Raw genomic sequence first — 22,256 nt, 5'->3', positions numbered from 1 at the left:
TTTTCAAAAAGAAAGGTCTCAAGGTTTTTTCTCTATGCGCCCACTTTCTGTCCCTTTTTTTGTGCAAAGCTTTACTGTACTTATACTGGCAACAACAATCTTATTTTCAAGTGCATGTGCACAAACACACCTTTTGCCTAGAAATGCACCAATTCCTCTAGCGCGCCCTCTTCCCTTTGTCACAAAAAAAGAATCTCAGGAATCTCTTGAACAAGTTTATAAAGCCCCCCACGGCTCTCCTACACTGCTTAATAATAATGCTCCTCTTAAATACCTTAAAGCTGGTTTAGAGGCACTTTTAAACAACGATATTGCAAAAACAATAAGCTTTCGTAATTCAATGGAAAAAAATAGCCTTGATTATCATATTTTGACATGGGCGATCGGCATATCAAGCCAAGCCAATGTTCCAAGTTCTGAAATATTCAATGCAATCAACGAACTAAAAGGATGGCCCGGCATAGATATTATGCAATGTAATGCGGAGCGTGCTTTTATCAATGAAACAAATTCCACACATGTGATTATCCAAAAATTTGCTCATCATCCCCCTTTAACAGCACAAGGTATGGCTCTCTTTGCTAAAGCACTGATCGCAACAGGACAAACCACCCGTGCTCACCAAATGATTGCACCATGGTGGCATAAAACAAAGCTCAATGCGAAAGAAGAAGAACTTATTCTTAAAAATGCACGTGCTGCATTAAAACCTATCGATCATCTAAAACGCATGCAATTCATGCTTTATACACATCGCTTTGATTCAGCAGAGCGCGTTGCAAAATTAGCTCATGCTCAATCTCTTTTTAATGCTTTTGTTGCCGTTGAAAAAAATGATCCTAGAGCCGCAAAAAAATTACGGGCCGTGGAGCGCTCATGGCAAAAAGATCCTCTCTTACAATTTTCTCGCATTCGCTATCTTCGGCGAACTGGACAATATAATGAAGCCGCAACACTTCTGATGAGCACACCAAGAGATGTTTTAAGACTTATAAACCCTCCTGCATTGTGGAAAGAGCAACGTGCCCTTTCTCGCGAAATGCTTGATTTAAACAAACCTAAAATTGCTTATCAACTCGTTTCCAGACACACTAGTATGCCATCTTTATTGGCAGTCGATGCGGAATTTCATGCAGGATGGTACGCGCTACGGTTTCTTCATGACCCTAAATTAGCAATGCACCATTTTTCACGTATTCCCCAATTATCTTCTGCGCCTCTTTCTGCATCTCGTGGATATTATTGGATGGGACGAGCAACAGAAACTCTAGGTGAACATAAAAGTGCCCAAAATTATTTTCATCGTGCTGCTCATTTTGGTGCAACTTATTATGGCCAATTAGCAGCTGCACGGCTTAACAAAAAAAAACTCGACTTTTTTTTTCCTAAACCAACAGCCCTTGAACGACAACGTTTTAGCGCACGCAACGCCATTAAAGCAATTCAACGCCTTGAAGCAGCAGGTTATGCTCAGTTAGCTAAAATTTTTTATAGAGAACTCGGCAAAAAAATAGAAAGCCCTGGTGAATTAGCTCTTCTGGCAGTGATGGCAGAAAAGAATGGAGACTATTATACCAGTCTCAAAATCGGGAAAAATGCTGTTTTTCAAGGCAAAAATGTTGGTGCACTTTCTCATCCTATAGGTGCTATACCAACATCTACCAACGTATCAGCTGCAGGACAAGCACTTGTTTATGCTATAGCGCGCCAAGAAAGTGAATTTAACCCAACAGCTATATCAAAAGCAGGCGCACGAGGCATCCTCCAACTCTTGCCTACGACAGCCAAAACGCTTGCAAAGAAATATTCAATCACATGGTCTCCCCAAAAACTAAGCAGTGATGCCAGCTATAACGCTACATTAGGTGCCTATTTTCTCAGTGAACAATTGGAACGTTTTAATGGATCCTATATCTTGACTCTTATTGGTTATAATGCAGGCTCTCGTCGTGTTAATGAATGGATAAAACGTTATGGCGATCCTCGAGGGCAATCTCTTGATAAAGTCATCGATTGGATTGAACGCATTCCCTATACAGAAACACGTAATTACGTGATGCGTGTTATGGAGAATTATGGCGTTTATAAAGCAAGACTTACTGGAAAAACAGATATGAAAGCTGATCTTCTTTACGGTCGATGGAAGTAACATAACGATCTACCATCGTTCATTCTCATTTCTTAATCTACAAACGATAACATCATAGCAACAAACATAACATATGTTAAAATGAATCATAAATCCCATGGAAATCAGCTAAATATCAATGATACTCTAATAATTTTGTTCACTTTTGATGGTGGTGGTGGAGGAAAAGAGCCAACACGGGAAAGCGCCGCCATAGCTAATCGATCAAGTTCTGGATCACCCGCAGAGACTACAACGCGGCTAGAAAAAATACTCCCTTGCTCATGCACCCTAAATTCTAACTTCACTGTTCCTTTTGCAGGACTGTTACGCTGTCCTACAACATATTTTTTTTGCATTTCTAATTGCGTCTGTACCTTTGCTAACCATTCTACTAACAACGCATCCTCACGTGCTGCTGAATCTCCATCCTGATGGATGGTGGACGAACGTGTCCTCTTTACAGTGGATTGCTTTACTATAGTCTTTGGTATCGGTATAGGTTTTTTATCGATCACTTTACGCTCTACTTCTTGAGGAAAAGGTTTCTCCAAGGATTTAAGAATTGCAAAATCACCTTTTTCTTCAGTATGCTGAAGCTCATCAGGTTGAACCTCATCCATGGTGTCCAAGTTCTCCGACTCCTGTTTTGAAAGATCAGACTGTAACTCTTCTGGCTCTGTATTCATATTCGATAGATCTTTCTCAAGATCCGAAAAATCTGTGTCGACATCCGGATATGCAGCTTCTTGCACAACAGTCAGCATAACAATAGGTGAGAGCATAGCTTTACTTACACCAGTATTCTGAAAATAAAACTGTGCTCCCAATACTATATGCAAAGAAAAAGCGCAAATAAACGCACCAACCCAAAGAGTTAATAACCGCCTCGTATTTGTAAAAATCATAGTTTTTTCCGCCGCTATTCTAAGCTTAATCGCTCTTTAAGTGCATTAAAACAAGCTCTTTTGAAAATGCAACTTTTTTCTTGACTGGTTTTGTCATGTTTAATATGGTTTTCTCGTGGTTTTTTTGCTAAAATCAAATCACTTTTGCTTAGCTGGTTCATTTGTAATGGTTAAGTTAAGCGTTTTTTATAGTTTCGAGCTAGAGAGGGGATATTTAAGAAAAGGTTATGATGTGTTATGCGAATAAGACGAAAAAATATCCATAAAAGCTGCCTAATTTTAAGTGCGTTATCAGTCTGTATCCCTTCATTTGTTTTTGCGCAAAACAAGGAGAGCGGTGCTATAACTGAGCTTAAACCGATTGTTATTAAAGGGAAAAAAATAGAGGGGGCTTCAGGTTCAGTAACCATTCTAACTGATCGTAAAACCGCTAAGGATATTGATGAACAGCAAATAAGTGATGCCCATGAAGTTAGTCGTCTTGATCCATCCATAGCTTATAACTCAGAGAAAAATAGTTTTGTAGTTCGTGGTTTAAACGCAGATCGTGTTCTCACAACGATGGATGGTATTGTTCTTCCATGGCTTAATGATATATTGCGTGGAAACAGTGGAAATACGACATTTGACTTTAGCGCTCTTTCCACATTCGATATTATTCAAGGATCAGATTCTAGTCTTTATGGGTCCGGTGCATTAGGGGGAGTCGTCGCTTTGCGTACCCTTAATCCTGAAGACCTTATCACTGAAGAGAAGAATTGGGGGAGTCTTATAAAAGGTGGTTATCATTCTGTTAATAATAGTTGGCGTGTAGATCAGGCTTTTGCGGTGCGCGTCCGACAAACATTTTTGCTTTTCCAAGGATCTCATACACAAGGGCATGAGCGCAAAAATATGGGCACCATAGAGGGGTATCATGGAGAACGTACACGTGAAAATCCCGCTCATTTTGACCAAAATAATTTGCTTTTTAAAGTTCATCAATATTTCAATGATAACCACCGTCTTGGTTTTACAGCAGAACGCTTTGATTATAGTAAGAACACGCATTTATTAAATATGAGTGAAAGATACTCTCCAGGCTCTGTTTACGATCAAGATAATAAACGTCGTGAACGTCTTTCTCTTTCCTATGATTACAGTGGTAGCGGAGATACGGTTTTTGATGCATTTCACGGACAACTTTATTGGCTAAAGCAATCCAATAATGATATTATGAGTGGATTTCGTGTTAGGGCACCAAAAGGAGATTATTTGAGAGATAATCTTGTGCGCAACTCCAATTATGGTTTAAATGCTCATGCTCTCAAAAAAGTGAATATTGGTACTGTAAGCCATACGTTAAAGCTTGCCACTAATGCTTCCTCCTCTCAATTTCATCATTATTTGTTAGGAAGAGATAATTGTCATGTGAAGGAATATGCACGGGGATGTCTCTTTGTGCCTGCTAATCGATCAGATTCACCGGATACGAAGAGCTACAATTTTGGTTTTGCTTTTGAAAATGAAATTGGCTTTTCTCATAACCGTTTCCGCATAACACCTGGAGTTCGTTACGATTGGTATAAGCATACCCCTCAAAAAACATCTGCTTATGAAAAAGCACTGATTTCTGATAAATTCCCTCCTGAAAGAAATGGCTCACATTTCTCTCCTAAGTTACGGATGGAGTGGGATGTTCGTAATCAAGTGACGTTCTATGCTCAATGGGCGCAAGCTTTTCGCGCACCAAGCAGTTCAGAACTTTATGTCTCTTATATTAAGCCTTCCGCTTATTATGTGAAAGGAAATCCTGATCTTAAAGCAGAAATAAGCAATGGATATGATCTTGGCATAAGATATGGAGATAAGAGCTTCGGTGGTTTGCTTAGTGCCTTTGTCAATCAGTATAAAAATTTCATAGATACTGTAGATAAAGGACCATCAGAAGAATTCCAATTTGCGCGTCGGCATTATATGAATCGTTCGAATGTCCGTATTTCTGGTGTTGAAGCAAAAATACATTTGGCTCTTCATAGTGGGTTCCGTAGCAATTTTGCCCTTGTCTATTCGCAAGGAAACGATCTTGATAAAAATGAATATCTCAGCTCAATTCCACCTTTAAAAACGGTTGTTGGACTAGGATACGCAAAAGAATTTTGGGGAGCAGACGTCATACTTACTTCATCTCTAAAACGTGATAAAGCTACTCAAGAATCTAGCTACCCAAAAGTTCCTGGGTATAACATTGTTGATATATCAGGATGGTGGAAACCCTTTGGTGAAAAAGGGCTTGTTGTAAGAGCTGGTGTTTATAATCTGTTTAATACAAAATATTGGAATGTCTCTGATCTTCCTTCAAGTAAAAGTGCAACACCAGATGATTATTATAGCCAACCTGGTCGTAACTTTAAGGTCTCGTTCGTGCAAAAATTTTAGTCACTTCTGTTAACTCTTAGATCAATAGAAAATTATACCAATAAAAGGATAAGTTATTGTGTTTCTGCTCTCATTGTTCTTTAAATCACAAAGACTTGAAAGAAGAACTTTAATTCTTCCTCATTTATCAATTTTTGGTTGTTCTTCTGTTGATTATTAGGGGTTTATTTGGTGAAAGGTTGAGCCGTTCATTAAGAATGGTTCAACTTATTGCCTTTGTAATGATGAAATTTTGAAAGTTAACTCTCTAAAATTAACATAAGGAAAGTCTATGTCATCCTATACAGCCGAAATGATTATTCGTTTGCGTGAAGAAAAAAAAGAAATGCGGAATCGTGATTTTGCAGTCTCTATTGGTATATCTGAGGCGGAATTTGTTGCGGCCTATTGTACAATTGGAAAAGCAAAAAGATTACATGCTGATGTTGCAACTTTTCTAGAAAGTGCTCCTCAACTTGGAACAGTGATGGCATTGACACGTAACGAGTATGCTGTTCATGAAATAACAGGGTGTTTTGGAGAGATTGTTCAAAGCCAACATATCCCAATCACGCTCGGTGAAATTGACTTACGTATTTTTCCAAAACAATGGAAATTTGGTTTCGAATATGACATGATTGTTCTTGGAAAACCTACGAAAAGTCTACAATTTTTTGATCAAAGCGGCGTTTCTATTTTTAAGCTCTATCCTACCGATACGACAAATATGGAAGAGTGGAATAAACTTGTTGATAAGTTGCTTCATGAGGATCAATCCCCTGTTCTTGATATTCTTCCTGCTCCAGCCCCAGTTCAATGTGATATAGAGAAACTAGATGTTGAACATTTCCGAGATCGTTGGCGGAACATGACTGATGTACATCAACTTCATGAAATTATTTCTGAACTAAAAATGAATCGGCATGACGCTGTGAAATATGCTGGTAGTGAATTTTCTGACGCGTTAAGTGAGGACTCTATTGAAATAATGCTAAACCAAGCTGCACAACAGGAAATTCCAATTATGTGTTTTATTGGCAATAAAGGGTGTATCCAAATTTTCAGTGGGAAAATAAAAAACATTAAGACAATGGGTCCTTGGATTAATATTCTCGACCATAAATTCGACATGCATTTGTTACTTTCTGGAATCGATAGAATATGGCATGTTCGCAAACCTACAAATGATGGTTATGTCAGCTCACTTGAAGTTTTTGATAAAAATAATGAGATGATTGTGCAATTCTTTGGTATGCGAAAGGAAGGCCAAAAAGAACGTGAAGATTGGCGCTCTTTATTGAAGAGTTTACCTTCATATAAAGAAACAGCAATTGCTTAGATAAGGTAAAGTTGAGCATGCTTACATTTTTTTTGCGTAGAGTACTAAATTTTTTTCTTATTTTCATATTGCTCTCTCTTCCCTTCTTTTCTCAGCCAGTATACGCTGAACCCACAACACACTTTTCTGAAAATGCACGTATTGTTTCCATTGGTGGTTCTCTTACAGAAATCGTTTATGCATTGGGAGCGCAAGATCAACTTGTCGCGCGTGATAGTACAAGCGTTTATCCGCAAGAAGCACTCAAACTTCCTGTACTCGGATATATGCGGGCTCTTTCACCTGAGGGTGTTTTATCACTTGCTCCAGAAGGTATATTGCTCGTCGAAGGAAGTGGACCTCCTTCAACAATTGAAATCCTAAAAAAAACATCGATCCCTATAGTGATCGTGCCAGAAGACTACTCCCGCGAAAATGTTATAGAAAAGATTCGCCTTGTTGGTAAAGCCCTTCATCGTGAAGCAGAAGCGGCTGCACTCATTAAAAAAATAAGTCGTGACTTTGTGGACAATGATGCTCTTTTGGCAAAAGTAACAAAACCAAAGCGTGTTCTTTTTATTTTCTCTGTACAAAATGGGCGTGTTATGGCATCTGGAACAGGTACAGCTGCAGATGGTATGATAAAACTTTCAGGTGGTATCAATGCCATCACCGACTACAAAGGGTATAAGCTCCTGAATGGTGAAGCGTTATTAAAATCAAATCCTGATGTTATTTTGCTTGTGAAGCACGGTGAAAAATCCACTAACCTTGAAAAGATTTTAGCTATTCCAGCAATCCAAGCAACAAATGCAGCCAAAAATCATGCTATTAAACAGATGGATATTATGTATCTTTTAGGATTTGGTCCGCGCACTGCGGATGCCTCAAGAGAACTTATTTATATGCTTTATGGTGAAAACCAAAAGGGTAAGAGCTGATCGAAATGGTAAATAGCACATCCATAATGTATACACCTGAAACAAATGAGAATAAAGAAGTAGACCGTACGAATTGGAGAAAGATTGTACTCTTAGGTCTCATCATATTTCTCATCTTCAGCATTTTTGCTGGAATTTTGAATGGAGCTTCAAACGTTTCATTGTTTGATTTTCTTCATGGAATGCTTACACAAGACTTTTCAGTAAGTCGTAAGACGCGCGATTATCTTGTGTTTATCGATATTAGGCTGCCCCGTGTCATTTTGGGGTTATTGATTGGGTCTGCTCTCGCTGTCTCTGGTGTTCTCATGCAAGGGCTTTTCCGTAATCCTCTTGCAGATCCTGGAATTATAGGCGTCTCAGCAGGTGCAGGTCTTGGTGCTGTTTTAGCAATTGTTCTTGGCATCGCCTTTCCTGCTTCCTTGGAACCTTTTCTAGAACCTTATAAAGTGATTATAGGTGCCTTTTTTGGCGGACTTCTCTCAACAATTGTCCTTTATACAATAGCAACGCATCATAGTTTTACCTCTATTGCTACAATGCTTCTTGCAGGTATTGCACTTGGTGCTTTAAGCAGTGCTGTTGTTGGAACACTCATTTTTATTGCAAATGACCAACAACTGCGTGATATCACTTTTTGGAATCTTGGCTCTCTTGCAGGTGCCACATGGTTAAAAGTTTGGCTTGTTTTTCCTTTTATCTGTGTTGGTCTTCTTTTTTCGCCCCTTTTATCACGAGCACTTAATGCTCTTGCTCTTGGAGAAGCCGTTGCTGGCCATATTGGTTTCCGTATCCAACGGGTTAAAAATATTGCTATTCTCCTTGTTGCCCTTATGTGTGGTAGTGCAGTTGCTATTAGTGGAGGAATTGGTTTTATTGGTATTGTTGTTCCTCATATTTTGCGTCAGCTTATTGGTCCAGATCACCGTTATCTCATTCCTTGCTCTGCTCTCTTGGGAGCGGCATTACTTATTTTTGCTGACACCTTTGCACGTTTAGTTGTTGCCCCTGCAGAATTACCAATTGGAATCGTTACAGCACTTTTTGGTGCACCTTTTTTCCTGTGGATTCTTATACACAAAAGAGGAACAAACTTTTCATGATTGAGGCAACGAATATTTGCGTTCAACGCGGAAAAAAACAAATTCTTAACCATATAAGCCTTCATGCGAACTGTGGGGACTTTACCATTATTATTGGTCCCAATGGATCTGGAAAAAGCACTTTCATCAAAGCGCTGAGTGGAGAACTTCCCTACAGTGGAAAAATCACTTTAAATGGTTATGATGTTCGCCAGACAAAAACTTGTGAAATGGCAAAAATGCGTGCAGTTCTTCCACAATCAACAATATTGGCATTTCCATTCTTAGTTCATGAAGTTGTAGAACTTGGCCTTTTTGTAAACAAATTGACCATTGCGAAAATTAAATTACAAAATCTTATCCAAAAAGCTTTAGAACGTGTCGGACTCGCTGACTATAGCAAGCAATATTATCATAAATTATCAGGAGGAGAACAAGCTAGGGTGCAACTTGCTCGTGTGCTTTGTCAAGTTTGGGAACCTATTGATAATGGGGTTTCTCGTTGGATGATCTTAGATGAGCCTATTGCTAGCCTTGATATTCAGCATCAACTCATTGTAATGGATATTGCTAAAAATTTTGCCCGGCGTGGTGGGGGTGTTCTTGCTGTTCTTCATGATCTCAATCTTGCCTCCCATTATGCGGATAAAATGATATTGCTAAAGCAAGGAAGGGTTTATTGTGAAGGAAATGCCTTGACTGTTTTGACAACGCAAAATCTACGTGATGTTTATCACTGTCCTTTAATCGTTTCTGAGTTACCTAAAGCAGATGTTCCATTTATACTCCCTCAAACAGCATCTTGCCTATGAAATAAGATGCATGTGAAAGTTGTCTTGGTTTTTAATAACTCTTTTCTGTATCGTAATATATCATTTTTTGATAAGATCTTCCTCCACAAACAATATGCGTGTTAAAAAGTCTTCAAACTTTACTGGATAAAAATATTTAAAACTTTGATATACTGTCATATCTTCTTTTCATAACCTAAATGAGGAATTTTCCTTCTATTTCTGCCTACTAGTATTTATGAAAATAAAGTAAAGAATACACGCAATGTTTCTGTAATGATCATGCACTCTGTCTCTACTAAATAAGATCCATGGCTATCATGATATTTTCTTATTTTTCTTTCTCTTTCTTGATGCAAAAAATTGTTTATTGGTATGTAGAAAAATTGCCCCATGGATAAACTCTCTTTGAAAATTGACCAAGAATGCCTCTTGTAGACCACCGTAATGCGAGAACAGTTGCGATATTGCAAGCTGAAAATATAATGACTGTGCTGGCTTGCAGTGCAAAGATTTGCTCTTCTTCAAGAAATAAGAGATATTACAATAGAGTATTCTTTTTACCGCGCATTGAGTCATTTTATACATTTTACAAAACACGTTACGAAAATAGATATTTTCAGACAGCTTAACGATTAAATTTTAAATGACTTTTATGTATTTTCTCTATATAATTAGAGATTTACAAAGGAAGAGTAATTAATATTTTTTCTCGTTAGTGAATTATCTTCTTAGCTCTACAGCTATCTAAACGTACTTTCTGATCACTCAAAGAGCATTTTAACACTTTTAAGGAACTTATTCATAGTACCTAAATCTCTTATTATTTTAATAAATAAGCAACGCGGAATTGTTCCGCGTTAACAACTTTACTAAAAGCAAACAGATTATTGATCACTCAATAATCCTCATGATTTTATAGCATAAACAACTGTTGTATTCACAGGTCTTGTTTCTCTCTCACCTGTTGCAGTAAGTGTTACTTTGTGTGTATGCACACCAGCAGGTTTTGTCGTTCCTGCCATAACGCTATAGTGATAACTTGGGTTCCTTCTACCAATATCATTAGCACTCCACCCAACTCCATCATATTGAAAATCGTGCGTATGCTCACCAGCCTCTTCAATAGTGCAATCATGTGTATGCGTTTGAAAGCTATCTTGCTGTTCATCTGCAAATTTTCGACCTTCGTCCAAACCACGGCCATTATCAAAGCCACGTAAAAACATCCCTCTAAAATCAGGAACTTTAAAGGTTGTCTCACTGTCTTTTCCCCATTGATCGCCTATTGCCTTGAATAACTGCGGATAATCTTTGCGTTTATAAGCAGTACCGTCACATAAAAGCCAACCGTTCGGCATTTCTTGCATAGCAAATGTCGCAATAAACCCTGAAGGAAAAATTTCTACTTTTGGTGGCGGAAGAGGTGTAGGATTTAAGAGATACCAACCATCACGATCTTCTATTGAAATATCGCTATGATAGACTATCTCATAAATGCCATCTGTTTGTAACTCTCCACCTTCTAATGGCATAATACCCGCATTGGTTGCCTTATAGATTGGTTTCTCTCCTATGCTATTAACGGTTATTATTGTCGTACCAATATTTACACCACGAGACTTAAAACGTATGATGATATCATTTTTGTATTTCTCTATAGGTGAAGCTGTCTTCAATGTGATAAATGTTGTTTTATCTTCCACATTCACCATAAAACTTGAGTTAATAGAACCTCCACTATCTGCAAGATATTCACGCATACGCTGCATCATCGCTCGTGCACTATCATTGACAGAACTAGGCGGCTGCCCTTCAGCCCAATTAATAAGATTATCTGAATTAGCGTTTTCATCAGCCTTTAATGACCAATCATAAATATTAGACATTATTCCCCCTCAATAATTCTTCTCGAATTTTTTTCTTTTTGTTGATCCTATGAAAAAGCTCTTCTTCATAACAGATTCATCAACTAACAATGATAAAATTGTAGATACATGCAAAAATATAGAAAAACGCTATCATTCGTTGATACGTTATTTCTGTTGTACCCAACGCTCTGTGTGATTTGTTTTTCTCTTGATCCCCCCAATTAAATAACTACATTTTTTCATAAAAACAGCATTTTTGCCTTTGGTTTGCAATGCAATCACTTCATTTGATAATATTTTCCTATTATTATCTCGCTTGTTCATTATGCAATTCTACTTTGGAATCTTCTGTTTTCTTATAAATTTTATCAATATCATTTATAAAATACCTTGCCTTTGATTTAACATGGCTAAAGTTGAATGTGATGAACTATCTATCCAATAAAAAACGAATATACACTTGCATACTTTAATAAATTGTGCTGCATTTTGAAGCGTTTTCGATAATTTCCAATGATTGAGTCTACAATATTTTATAGTCATTATTTTTTATATGATTATGAGAAATTTTATAAATGCACTCTCTTAATCTGTATTTGCAAAACTTACATAGCTTATTTTACATTCATTATTTCCAACAGACTATAATTTCAGACTATAATTTCTATTGTTTTTTTATTATACAAGCTAAAAAATTTTATTTTCGTTCTTTGCCTTCTCTACTGCATTTTTATTTGCATGCAAAAACCTTTTTAGACATAAATTATTTGTAAATTTACCCTGAAAACTGTTTTTACTAGATAAAGACCAACGCTCTTATTGAATGCTTCTACTTTCCAGTCTAACGTACAAAAGAAGATAGATTCAATACAGACAATCATACCACGCTTCAACCTAACAACCTATGGATACCCTCTAAAACACGAAAAAGCGCATCACATATTGCCATTACATATAAAGAATATGTACAATTTTTTTAAGTGAATTAAGAATTATGAATTTGACTCCCCTGTACAAACTCGGCAACGTTCTCCGACAAACCACTCGCTGTAGCTATTGCTCCCCATTAACACCTAATACAAGCGCCTTTTTCTTTATTTTATTATATATCGTTTTTTTTTGCAAGAACAATAAATTCTAAGGAATATTAAAGTCTGCATTTGCCAAACTATTCTGTTAACCGGTCTCACCTCATAAAAGCAACATCCTCATTATCCTGAATAGAACGATTATGTGAGATCAAAGCAACCCCTTACCACTCAAAAAAGTGTTCCTAAGCTTACGACTAGGACAATAAAAATGAGCATACAGCTTTAAAAAATATATAATAAACAATAGTATAAGTCCTATCATTTTGGCAATAAATTTTTGCTCTTACCGTTCTTTGTAAAAAACTTTAGCACTTAAAGTTTTTCTTCATAGTACCTGTGTTCATTCCTCAGAATACATAAAAAGCGTTAAAAAAATATCTTTACGATTGACAAGACAAGTATTTAAGCCAACCATGTGCTTTTAAGTAAAAGATTTTTAAATGGGGGGAATACAAATATTGTAAAAGATATTGCAATCATTTTTCAATAAAATTTCTTGGCTTTTCTCTGAGGTGTCTTGGTATAAAAGCGATATTCTATACACCGCTTCATTCAAACACATGTGATTGATAATTTGAATATATCTCCTCTTAACCTCATAATCTGTTTTTGAACTCTATGTTTATAAGGAAAAAATTTATGCAGAAAAATATTCCATCAATCAGTTGCAGTCCTTTTCCCGCCTCTCGCAAAATTTACCAACAAAGTTCTATCTTTTCTGATGTACATGTCCCATTGCGTGAGATTTTATTGACTGATGGCAACAGTGAAGAACCTTTAAACATCTACGATACTTCCGGCCCATATACCGATAAAGATATGATAATTGATATTACACAAGGTTTGCCCGCGATTGGCTTACCTTGGCTTTCTAAACGCGCTGATACTGAATCTTATCCTGCACGCCCTGTTAAACCTGAAGATAATGGGTTAACCTATGATAGTTCCTCTATACCAACCTTTGAGCAAAAGCGTCCTATTTTGCGAGCAAAAAAGGGCAAAGCAATTACACAAATGGCTTATGCGCGCGCAGGTATTATTACTGAAGAAATGGAATATGTCGCTATACGAGAAAATGAAGGACTTGTGATACAAGATAAGCAAAAAGCGCAATCAAATGAAAATTCTAATGCTTCAATACCAGAAGTTTATACGGCCGAATTTGTTCGCAATGAAATTGCCTGTGGACGCGCCATTATTCCTCAAAACATCAATCACCCAGAATGTGAACCAATGATTATTGGACGCAATTTTCGTGTTAAAATTAATGCCAATATTGGTAATTCAGCCGTTACTTCATCTATGGCAGAAGAAGTCGATAAAATGGTTTGGGCTATTCGTTGGGGAGCAGATACAGTTATGGATCTCTCAACAGGGCGGAATATTCACAATATTCGTGAATGGATTATTAGAAATTCTCCAGTACCAATTGGAACAGTTCCTCTTTATCAAGCACTCGAAAAAGTTCAAGGTATTGCGGAAAATTTAACATGGAATATTTTTCGTGATACACTCATTGAACAAGCAGAACAAGGCGTTGATTATTTTACCATTCACGCAGGATTACGATTACCTTTTATTCCTCTGACCGTTGATCGGGTAACAGGTATTGTTTCACGTGGTGGTTCTATTATGGCAAAATGGTGTCTTCATCATCATAAAGAAAGTTTTCTCTATGAACATTTTGATGAAATTTGTGATATTGCACGCACCTATGATATCTCTCTTTCCTTAGGAGATGGACTGCGCCCTGGCTCTATTGCTGATGCCAATGATGAAGCACAATTTGCTGAACTTAAGACTTTGGGAGAATTAACAAAAATTGCTTGGGAAAAAGATGTACAAGTTATGATTGAAGGTCCTGGACATGTCCCAATGCACAAAATTAAAGAAAATATGGAGCAACAGTTAGAGCTCTGTCATGAAGCACCTTTTTATACTTTGGGTCCACTTACCACTGATATTGCTCCTGGTTATGATCATATTACATCCGCAATTGGTGCGGCTATGATTGGATGGTTTGGAACAGCCATGTTGTGTTATGTAACGCCTAAAGAACACTTAGGACTTCCCGATAAAAATGATGTTAAAACGGGTGTGATCACTTATAAAATTGCTGCGCATGCTGCTGATCTTGCTAAAGGTTTGCCTAGAGCACAATTACGCGATAATGCTCTTTCACGTGCGCGATTTGATTTTAGATGGCATGATCAATTCAATATTTCTCTTGATCCAGAAACAGCCCGTATTTTCCATGATGAAACAATGCCTAAAGAAGCGCATAAATTGGTACATTTTTGTTCCATGTGTGGACCAAAATTTTGTTCCATGCGTATTTCTCACGATATTCGTGACGCAGCAGCAATGCAAAAAACAAAAGAGGAAGGTATGATTGTTATGTCTGAGAAATATCAAAAGAATGGTGATCTTTATGTAGATGTTATTCCTGCTCAAAAAAAGAGTGTCAACAGTTGAAGAATATTCTTATTAAAGGTGCTGGTGTAGGGGGATTAACGGTTGCCTGTATGTTACAGCAAAAAGGTGTTACTGTTACTCTATCGGCCCCCCCTCTTTCCCCTATAGGGTCTGCTAGTTGGTATGCGGGAGGAATGCTTGCGCCTTACTGTGAAAGAGAAAGTGCCAAACAAATTGTTGAAGACCTTGGTATACAGGCCATAAAGTGGTGGGACAAAATGCTCCCCAATCTTGTCATAAAAAAGGGAACTCTCGTTGTTGCACCTACACGCGATAGAGTAGAGCTTCAACAGTTTTCAATGCGCACACATAATCACAAAACAATAAATGCTGTAGAAATCGCTCAGCTTGAACCAGATCTTGCAGAACGTTTTAACGATGCACTTTTTTACGAAGATGAAGCACACATTGATCCTCGCCAAGCACTTATGGCGTTAAAAGAAAATCTTATCAATAATGGAGCGTGTTTTGTTGATATAGAAATATCTGAAAAAAATTTTGATATTGTTATTGATACAACGGGAATAGCACGTTTAGGAAAAGACAAAAATATACGTGGTGTACGTGGCGAAATGCTTCTTGTACGCAGTACAGATATTAAAATTTCTCGACCAATTCGTCTCCTTCATCCACGCATTCCTCTCTACATTGTTCCTCGGAAAGATAATATTTTTATGATTGGGGCAACAATGATTGAGAGTGACTTTGATGGTGGCATCTCAGTAAGATCAATGATGGAATTGCTCAATTCTGCTTATACCTTGCATCCAGCTTTTGCTGAAGCGGAAATTATTGAATCTGGTGTTGGTATACGACCATGCTATCCTGATAACTTTCCTTCTGTATATAAACATGGTAATCATATTTTTATTAATGGATTTTATAGACATGGTTTCCTTTTATCTCCAGAAATGGCAAAACGCGCAATGAAATTGGCATTGGAGTAAAATATGCAAATATTTGTCAATGGTGAAATAATCCAAACAGAAGTTATCACCCTCAGTCTATTGCTTGAAGAATTGGATTATGAAGGCAATTGGCTTGCAACCGCGGTTAATTCTGAAGTTATCCCCATAGAGGAACGAAGCGAATTTATCTTGCATGAAGGAGATAAAATTGAAATTTTAAGCCCAATGCAAGGAGGCTAAAACTATGCTGAATCTTTATGGACGTCAATTTTCTTCTCGTCTTATGTTAGGTACAGCGCAATACCCTTCACCTGCAATCCTTCGTGAAGCTATTCATAAAGCAAATACAGAAATTGTAACCGTTTCATTACGTCGAGAAACCGCTGGTGGAAAACAAGGTGGACAATTTTGGCAATTTCTTAAAGAACTTGGTGTCACACTGCTTCCCAATACCGCTGGTTGCTACACTGTTAAAGAAGCTGTGACCACTGCCCACTTAGCTCGAGATCTCTTTCAAACATCTTGGATTAAACTCGAAATTATCGGTAATCCAGACACCTTACAACCAAATGTTTTTTCCTTAATCGAAGCAGCGCAAATCTTAAATAGAGAAGGTTTTAAAATTTTTGCCTATACAACAGATGATCTCATTGTTGCTGAAAAACTCTTGGACGTTGGATGTCATGTCATTATGCCTTGGTGTGCTCCTATTGGCTCTGCCAAAGGTCCTCATCATACTGATGGGTTGCGTTCTATCCGTGCTTATCTTCCTGATGTTACTCTTGTTATTGATGCCGGCATTGGGCGTCCATCACATGCTGCCATTGCTATGGAACTTGGTTATGATGCAGTCCTTCTTAACACAGCTGTTGCCAAAGCAGGTGATCCGGTCTTAATGGCTGAAGCATTTTCTCAAGCTGTTCAAGCAGGACGTATGGGATATAAAGCAGGAATTCTCGAAGCGCGTAATATAGCAGTGCCTTCAACACCAATCATTGGAAAAGCAGTATTTTCATGAAACTAGATCCCTTTTATCTTATCGTTGACAGTGCTGATTGGGTTGAACGCTTAGTTCCTCTTGGAATAAAGTTGATACAATTGCGCATGAAAAATGAAAACCCAAAAACGATTAGCCAACATATTAAACGTGCAAAAAATGTATGCGATAAATTGGGAGCGCAATTAATTATTAATGATCATTGGGCTATAGCAATTGATGAAAAGTGCAATTTTATTCATCTTGGACAAGAAGACTTAAACAATGCTGATCTTCCTGCAATTCGTAAAAATGATATAAGACTTGGTTTGAGTACACATGATGAACATGAGCTTGATATTGCAATATCTGTTAATCCTGAATATATCGCCCTTGGTCCTATTTATCCAACAATCTTAAAAGAGATGAAATGGAAACCTCAAGGATTAGAAAAAATCAAACAATGGAAAAAACGGATTGGGGCTCTCCCTTTAGTGGGTATTGGTGGTTTAACACCAGAACGCGCAGTTGATGTTTTAAAAGCAGGTGCTAACAGTGCTGCTGTTGTAACCGATATTATCCTTCATAAAAAACCTGAACAACGTGCCCAACAGTGGATAAAGGCAACACAAAAATGGCGTTAATTCCTTCTATTCTTATTGTTGCAGGAACAGATCCAACCGGAGGTGCTGGTATTGTTCGCGATATAGAAACGGCCGCACATTTTCAAATAAAAGCAAATCTCGCTATTACATGCGTTAATGTACAAGATGATAACCACGTTACTGAAATTGTTCCGATGAACGGAAAACTTATCGCCGCGCAAATGCGCTGTGCCTTAGAAGCCAATCCCATAAGCGCAATAAAAATCGGTATGACAGGGACACAAACAATTATAGCAGCAATTTGTGATGTATTAGAAGACTATCCCCGTGTTCCCGTTATTCTAGATCCTGTACTTGTCGCCTCATCAGGAGGAAAACTAACAACCGAAACAATCATCGAAAGTATGATAAATAAACTTCTTCCTCATGTTGATCTTCTCACACCAAATAGAGGAGAACTCGCTCTTCTTAGCCAAAGCCCATTGGCATCTGATGATGAACAAGCAATACAACAAGCAAAAAAACTTCTCTCTTTTGGCCCACGCTCTATCTTAATAAAAGGTGGACATGCAGAGGGACATCTTGCAACCGATAGCTTCATTAACAAAACTGAGATAATAAATATTTCTACTCCACGTTTAAAGGAAACGATGCGAGGAACCGGCTGCATTCTTTCAAGCGCTATTGCTGCACATTTAGCATTAAATGAATCTCTCATTGAAGCCGTCAAAAAAGCAAAAACATATATCCATACATTGCTGTTAAAAAATAATTATTTACTTTATTAACAAATGATAAATAAAATGTAATCTTATAAACTTATATTTTACTCTAATTTATAAACATATAAAATTATTATAATGTATACATATTGCATTCATTGCATAATTTTTTATTATAGAGTGGTTCAATAGTCCATAATGGATAAAAATAATACATTGAAAACTATAAACGAGTCTATTTTATAGTTTTTTTTCCAAAAAAAGAAGCTATCATTGTTTCAGATAAAAATCACGAATGAACATATCAAAAAGCTTGAAGGATAATGCAGTCTGATTTATTCATAGTCCATAGATCATTAGAAAAATAAAATGTTAAATCAAATATCGTACGCAATCTCATATGAAGAACTCTTAAACTTTTATAAAGAAAGTGGTGCAGATGCTGTTCTAACAGATTTGCCTATTGATCGTTTTAGTCAATCTGTTACCTTAGAGAAAAAATCAACACAAACCGTAAACACCTCTCATGATCAACCGATATTACCAACCGTCAAGTCACATAATCATCCGCTCCCTCACCATGATAGAGTGCAGCGTGAACCTTCCACGATAGAAATAGCAAAGAATGCTCACACACTTGATGAATTAAAGTCTGCCCTCCTCGCTTTTAATGGCTGCTCTTTAAAACTGACAGCAAAAAATACTTGTTTTTCAGATGGAATAGCAGGAAGTCCGCTCATGCTCATAGGAGAAGCGCCAGGACGAGAAGAGGATATACAAGGCATTCCTTTTGTAGGAAAAGCAGGGATGTTACTTAATAAAATCCTCGCATCAATTGGCTTAGCAAGAAAGGATGTTTACATAGCCAACACCATTCCTTGGCGCCCACCAGGAAACCGCACACCAACGCCAAGAGAAGTTGCATTGTGCCGTCCTTTCATTGAACGACAAATTTATTTAGCTAATCCACGTGTTCTTATAGCGCTGGGAGGGATTGCTACGCAATTTCTTACCGGAGCTCAAAATGGAATTATTCGGACTCGAGGTAAATGGTTCACCTATGAAAGTGAAAATAATATCAAAATACCTGTTATGCCGACTTTTCATCCTGCTTACCTCCTTCGAACGCCAAGTCAAAAAAAGCTTACATGGATGGACTTTTTGGAAGTCAAGAATCGCTTAGATAATCTCTCGTAATTTCTTAAGACTCCTTTACACCAAACTATAAATGCCCTTTCACTCATTCACACTCTTAAATACAGACAGGAAAAAATTATGGAAAAATCCAAAATGCCCATTTATCGTTTGGAAGATTACCAACCAACACCCTATGCTATCCCCAAAACACAGCTTTACTTTTGTTTAGAACCTCAAAAAACTTTTGTGACAGCAACATTATTCATTGAGGCGCGCCAAAATACAAAAAAAGGAACGCCTCTTGTGCTTTCTGGAGATGATCTGACATTAATTTCTGTTGCTATTAATGGTACAAAATTGTCTGAAGATGCTTATAAAGTGGCTCCTTCATGTTTAGAAATTACAACCCCACCAGCAACTCCTTTTACATTACAATTGGTCACAGAACTGAATCCTGAAAAAAACCGCCAACTCATGGGGCTTTATCTTTCCAATGGTATCTATTGTACACAATGCGAAGCGGAAGGATTTCGTCGTATCACTTATTTTTATGATCGCCCAGATGTTCTTTCTACCTATACAGTAAAAATTGAAGCAGATTCTCATAAAATCCCCATCTTGCTTTCCAATGGTAACCTCGTAGAAACAGGAACCCTTGAGGGTAACCGCCATTTTGCTCTTTGGGAAGATCCTTATCCTAAACCATCTTATCTGTTCGCTTTAGTTGGTGGTGATCTTGATAAGTTAGAAAATCATTTTACCACCATATCTGGCCGGCGTATCGAACTTGGCATCTATGTCGAAAAAGGAAAAGCCAAACGTGCAACCTATGCAATGGATGCACTCAAACGCTCTATGCGCTGGGATGAGAAATGTTTTGGTCGTGAATATGACCTTGATGTTTTCAATATTGTTGCTGTTTCTGACTTTAATATGGGAGCAATGGAAAACAAAGGACTGAATATCTTTAATGATAAATATGTTCTTGCAGATCCTGAAACAGCAACAGATCAGGATTATAGAAATATCGAACGTATCATTGCGCATGAATATTTTCATAATTGGACGGGTAATCGTATTACTTGCCGTGATTGGTTTCAACTCTGTTTAAAAGAAGGCTTAACGGTTTACCGTGATCAAGAATTTTCCTCAGATCAAAATGTACGCAGCTTACAGAGAATTGAAAATATAAAAACATTGAAAGCTGCCCAATTTACAGAAGATTCTGGTCCCCTTGCTCATCCTGTACGTCCTCGTCAATATAGCCAAATCAACAATTTTTATACCGCAACCGTCTATGAAAAAGGTGCTGAAATCGTTCGCATGGTACATACTCTTTTAGGCTCTTCCCTCTTTCGTAAAGGGATGGATCTCTATTTTCAACGCCATGATGGGCAAGCTTGTACAATTGAAGATTTTATCGCCTGTTTTGCCGAAGTTTCCCATCAAGATTTTTCACAATTCATGCTGTGGTATGAACAAGCAGGTACACCCAATGTAGAAATCAACCACCATTATAACGATGGTGTTTTAACAATTCATGCAAAGCAACATATTCCTGAAACACCGCACCAAAACATAAAAAAGCCTATGCTTATCCCTATTGCTTTTGGACTCTTAGGACGTAATGGGGAATTTCTTACTTATGAGACTGATGCGGATATTCAATCAGATGTTATGCTTTTGTCTGAGGAAAACCAAACCTTCATATTAAAGGGACTGAGCGAACAACCTGTTTTATCACTGCTTAGAGATTTTTCCGCACCTATTACTCTACAAACTCCCTTCAATGAAAACGAACTCCTTTTTCTTGCCCAAAATGATAGCAATCAAATTAATCGTTGGCAGTCATTTAACCATTTAATGACCCATGCTCTGATTGCCGCTATTCAAGATAAAAGACAAGCAAAAGAGGAGATGCCCTCTACTTTGCTCAAATTGATTGAAAATATTCTTAACGATGAAAGTCTCGAACCAGAATTTCGCGCATTTTGTTTAACTTTACCCAGTGAAATTGAACTTGCCCATATAATCGGTAAAAATGTTGATCCAGAACGTATCCACCATGTGCGCAATCAGTTTTTAATTTCACTCGCACATAGGCATCAGGAACTCTTCACAAAAGTTTATGCGCAAATGCAAATCAATGAACCCTATTCACCAAATACTGTACAAACTGGGAAACGAGCATTACGCAATATTATGCTAAACTATCTCTCCATCGCCGAAGCCAAACCAAATCGTGCTGCCACACAATATGTAACAGCGGATAATATGACTGATCGCATGGCTAGTATAACCATCTTAGTGCGACGCTTTACCAAAAGTGAACAAGCGCAAAATGCCTTAAATGATTTTGAAAACCGCTATCGGCATGACCCTTTAGTCATGGATAAATGGTTTTCCATTCAAGCAATGGTTGCGGGAGCCTCAACACTTGATCACGTTCAAAAACTCATGCGACATCCGCTTTTTTCACAAGATAATCCCAATCGTGTACGAGCCTTGATTGGTGTCTTTGCTTCTCACAACCTAACAGGTTTTCATAGAATTGACGGAGCATCCTATCATTTTCTCTGCCAAATTATTTTGGAGATTGACAAAAAAAATCCACAGCTTGCCTCACGGTTATTAACAATGATGCGCTCTTGGCGACAATTAGAACCCATTCGGCAACAAAAATTTGAAACTGCATTAAAAACAATTGCAGAAGCTCCGCAATTGTCAAGCGATGTAGCTGAGATTATCAATCGTCTTCTCGATTAAAATGAAAAACATTTATAAGCAATAGTTTATAATATTTCTTATCAAATAAATTCAACGCTCTACGCGATAATAAGAAACCTATAAGCAGGCTTTTTAAACCTGTTTATAGGTGCTGTTAAGATTCCTTTTCGTTTTCATAT

Annotated in this window: 16 protein-coding genes; 14 read left to right on the top strand and 2 right to left on the bottom strand. The window is 37.5% G+C overall.

Annotation, left to right across the window (positions count from 1 at the left end; genetic code table 11):
- The first annotated feature begins 34 nt into the window (after window positions 1–34).
- Complete coding sequence (locus NPX99_RS02500; protein ID WP_269030185.1) at window positions 35–2,149, top strand: lytic transglycosylase domain-containing protein; 2,115 nt, start codon at window positions 35–37, stop codon at window positions 2,147–2,149.
- Between the two features lie 104 nt (window positions 2,150–2,253).
- On the opposite strand, the gene NPX99_RS02495 is transcribed toward NPX99_RS02500, so the two are convergent.
- Window positions 2,254–3,036 carry an energy transducer TonB family protein gene (locus tag NPX99_RS02495; RefSeq protein ID WP_269030184.1) on the bottom strand — a complete coding sequence of 261 codons (783 nt, stop codon included), beginning with the start codon at window positions 3,034–3,036 and terminating at the stop codon, window positions 2,254–2,256.
- Window positions 3,037–3,273: 237 nt separating this feature from the next.
- Here NPX99_RS02495 and NPX99_RS02490 point away from each other — a divergent pair, with 237 nt between their 5' ends.
- The 5 genes from NPX99_RS02490 to NPX99_RS02470 all read left to right on the top strand — a co-directional run bounded on the left by NPX99_RS02490 (window position 3,274) and on the right by NPX99_RS02470 (window position 9,586).
- On the top strand, window positions 3,274–5,454 hold the full coding sequence (locus tag NPX99_RS02490) for a TonB-dependent hemoglobin/transferrin/lactoferrin family receptor (protein ID WP_269030183.1): 2,181 nt from the start codon (window positions 3,274–3,276) through the stop codon (window positions 5,452–5,454).
- Between the two features lie 271 nt (window positions 5,455–5,725).
- On the top strand, window positions 5,726–6,772 hold the full coding sequence (locus tag NPX99_RS02485; RefSeq protein WP_269030182.1) for a hemin-degrading factor: 1,047 nt from the start codon (window positions 5,726–5,728) through the stop codon (window positions 6,770–6,772).
- A gap of 17 nt (window positions 6,773–6,789) precedes the next feature.
- A complete protein-coding gene (locus tag NPX99_RS02480; protein WP_269030181.1) occupies window positions 6,790–7,692 on the top strand; it encodes a heme/hemin ABC transporter substrate-binding protein in 903 nt (300 codons plus the stop codon).
- Between the two features lie 5 nt (window positions 7,693–7,697).
- The gene (locus tag NPX99_RS02475) at window positions 7,698–8,795 is read left to right on the top strand and encodes a FecCD family ABC transporter permease (protein WP_269030180.1); all 1,098 of its coding nucleotides are present in this window, start codon (window positions 7,698–7,700) and stop codon (window positions 8,793–8,795) included.
- Entirely contained in the window at window positions 8,792–9,586 is a 795-nt protein-coding gene (locus NPX99_RS02470) for a heme ABC transporter ATP-binding protein (RefSeq protein ID WP_269030179.1), read from the top strand. Before NPX99_RS02475 ends, NPX99_RS02470 begins: the two co-directional genes overlap by 4 nt.
- Before the next feature lie 887 nt (window positions 9,587–10,473).
- On the opposite strand, the gene NPX99_RS02465 is transcribed toward NPX99_RS02470, so the two are convergent.
- On the bottom strand, window positions 10,474–11,454 hold the full coding sequence (locus NPX99_RS02465; protein ID WP_269030178.1) for a phage tail protein: 981 nt from the start codon (window positions 11,452–11,454) through the stop codon (window positions 10,474–10,476).
- A 1,712-nt stretch (window positions 11,455–13,166) separates the two neighbouring features.
- Between NPX99_RS02465 and thiC the strand changes: the two genes are divergently transcribed.
- From thiC to pepN, 8 genes are all read left to right on the top strand, one after another.
- Window positions 13,167–15,002, top strand: a complete 1,836-nt coding sequence (gene thiC / locus NPX99_RS02460) for a phosphomethylpyrimidine synthase ThiC (RefSeq protein ID WP_269030177.1) — start codon at window positions 13,167–13,169, stop codon at window positions 15,000–15,002.
- Window positions 14,999–15,949, top strand: coding sequence for an FAD-dependent oxidoreductase (locus tag NPX99_RS02455; RefSeq protein ID WP_269030176.1), 951 nt, complete (start codon window positions 14,999–15,001; stop codon window positions 15,947–15,949). Before thiC ends, NPX99_RS02455 begins: the two co-directional genes overlap by 4 nt.
- A gap of 3 nt (window positions 15,950–15,952) precedes the next feature.
- On the top strand, window positions 15,953–16,150 hold the full coding sequence (thiS, locus tag NPX99_RS02450) for a sulfur carrier protein ThiS (protein WP_269030175.1): 198 nt from the start codon (window positions 15,953–15,955) through the stop codon (window positions 16,148–16,150).
- Window positions 16,151–16,154: 4 nt separating this feature from the next.
- Window positions 16,155–16,928 carry a thiazole synthase gene (locus tag NPX99_RS02445; protein WP_269030174.1) on the top strand — a complete coding sequence of 258 codons (774 nt, stop codon included), beginning with the start codon at window positions 16,155–16,157 and terminating at the stop codon, window positions 16,926–16,928.
- Window positions 16,925–17,530 (top strand): thiamine phosphate synthase, encoded by a 606-nt coding sequence (locus NPX99_RS02440; protein WP_269030173.1) that lies wholly within the window; start codon window positions 16,925–16,927, stop codon window positions 17,528–17,530. Before NPX99_RS02445 ends, NPX99_RS02440 begins: the two co-directional genes overlap by 4 nt.
- Entirely contained in the window at window positions 17,521–18,279 is a 759-nt protein-coding gene (locus NPX99_RS02435) for a hydroxymethylpyrimidine/phosphomethylpyrimidine kinase (RefSeq protein ID WP_269030172.1), read from the top strand. Before NPX99_RS02440 ends, NPX99_RS02435 begins: the two co-directional genes overlap by 10 nt.
- A 303-nt stretch (window positions 18,280–18,582) precedes the next feature.
- Window positions 18,583–19,410, top strand: coding sequence for a uracil-DNA glycosylase (locus NPX99_RS02430; RefSeq protein WP_269030171.1), 828 nt, complete (start codon window positions 18,583–18,585; stop codon window positions 19,408–19,410).
- Between the two features lie 78 nt (window positions 19,411–19,488).
- Window positions 19,489–22,116, top strand: coding sequence for an aminopeptidase N (pepN, locus tag NPX99_RS02425; RefSeq protein WP_269030170.1), 2,628 nt, complete (start codon window positions 19,489–19,491; stop codon window positions 22,114–22,116).
- The last annotated feature ends 140 nt before the right edge of the window (window positions 22,117–22,256 follow it).

The organism is Bartonella sp. 220B (assembly GCF_026930205.1).
Taxonomy (GTDB): domain Bacteria; phylum Pseudomonadota; class Alphaproteobacteria; order Rhizobiales; family Rhizobiaceae; genus Bartonella.
This window is presented reverse-complemented; position numbering and strand designations above follow the sequence as displayed.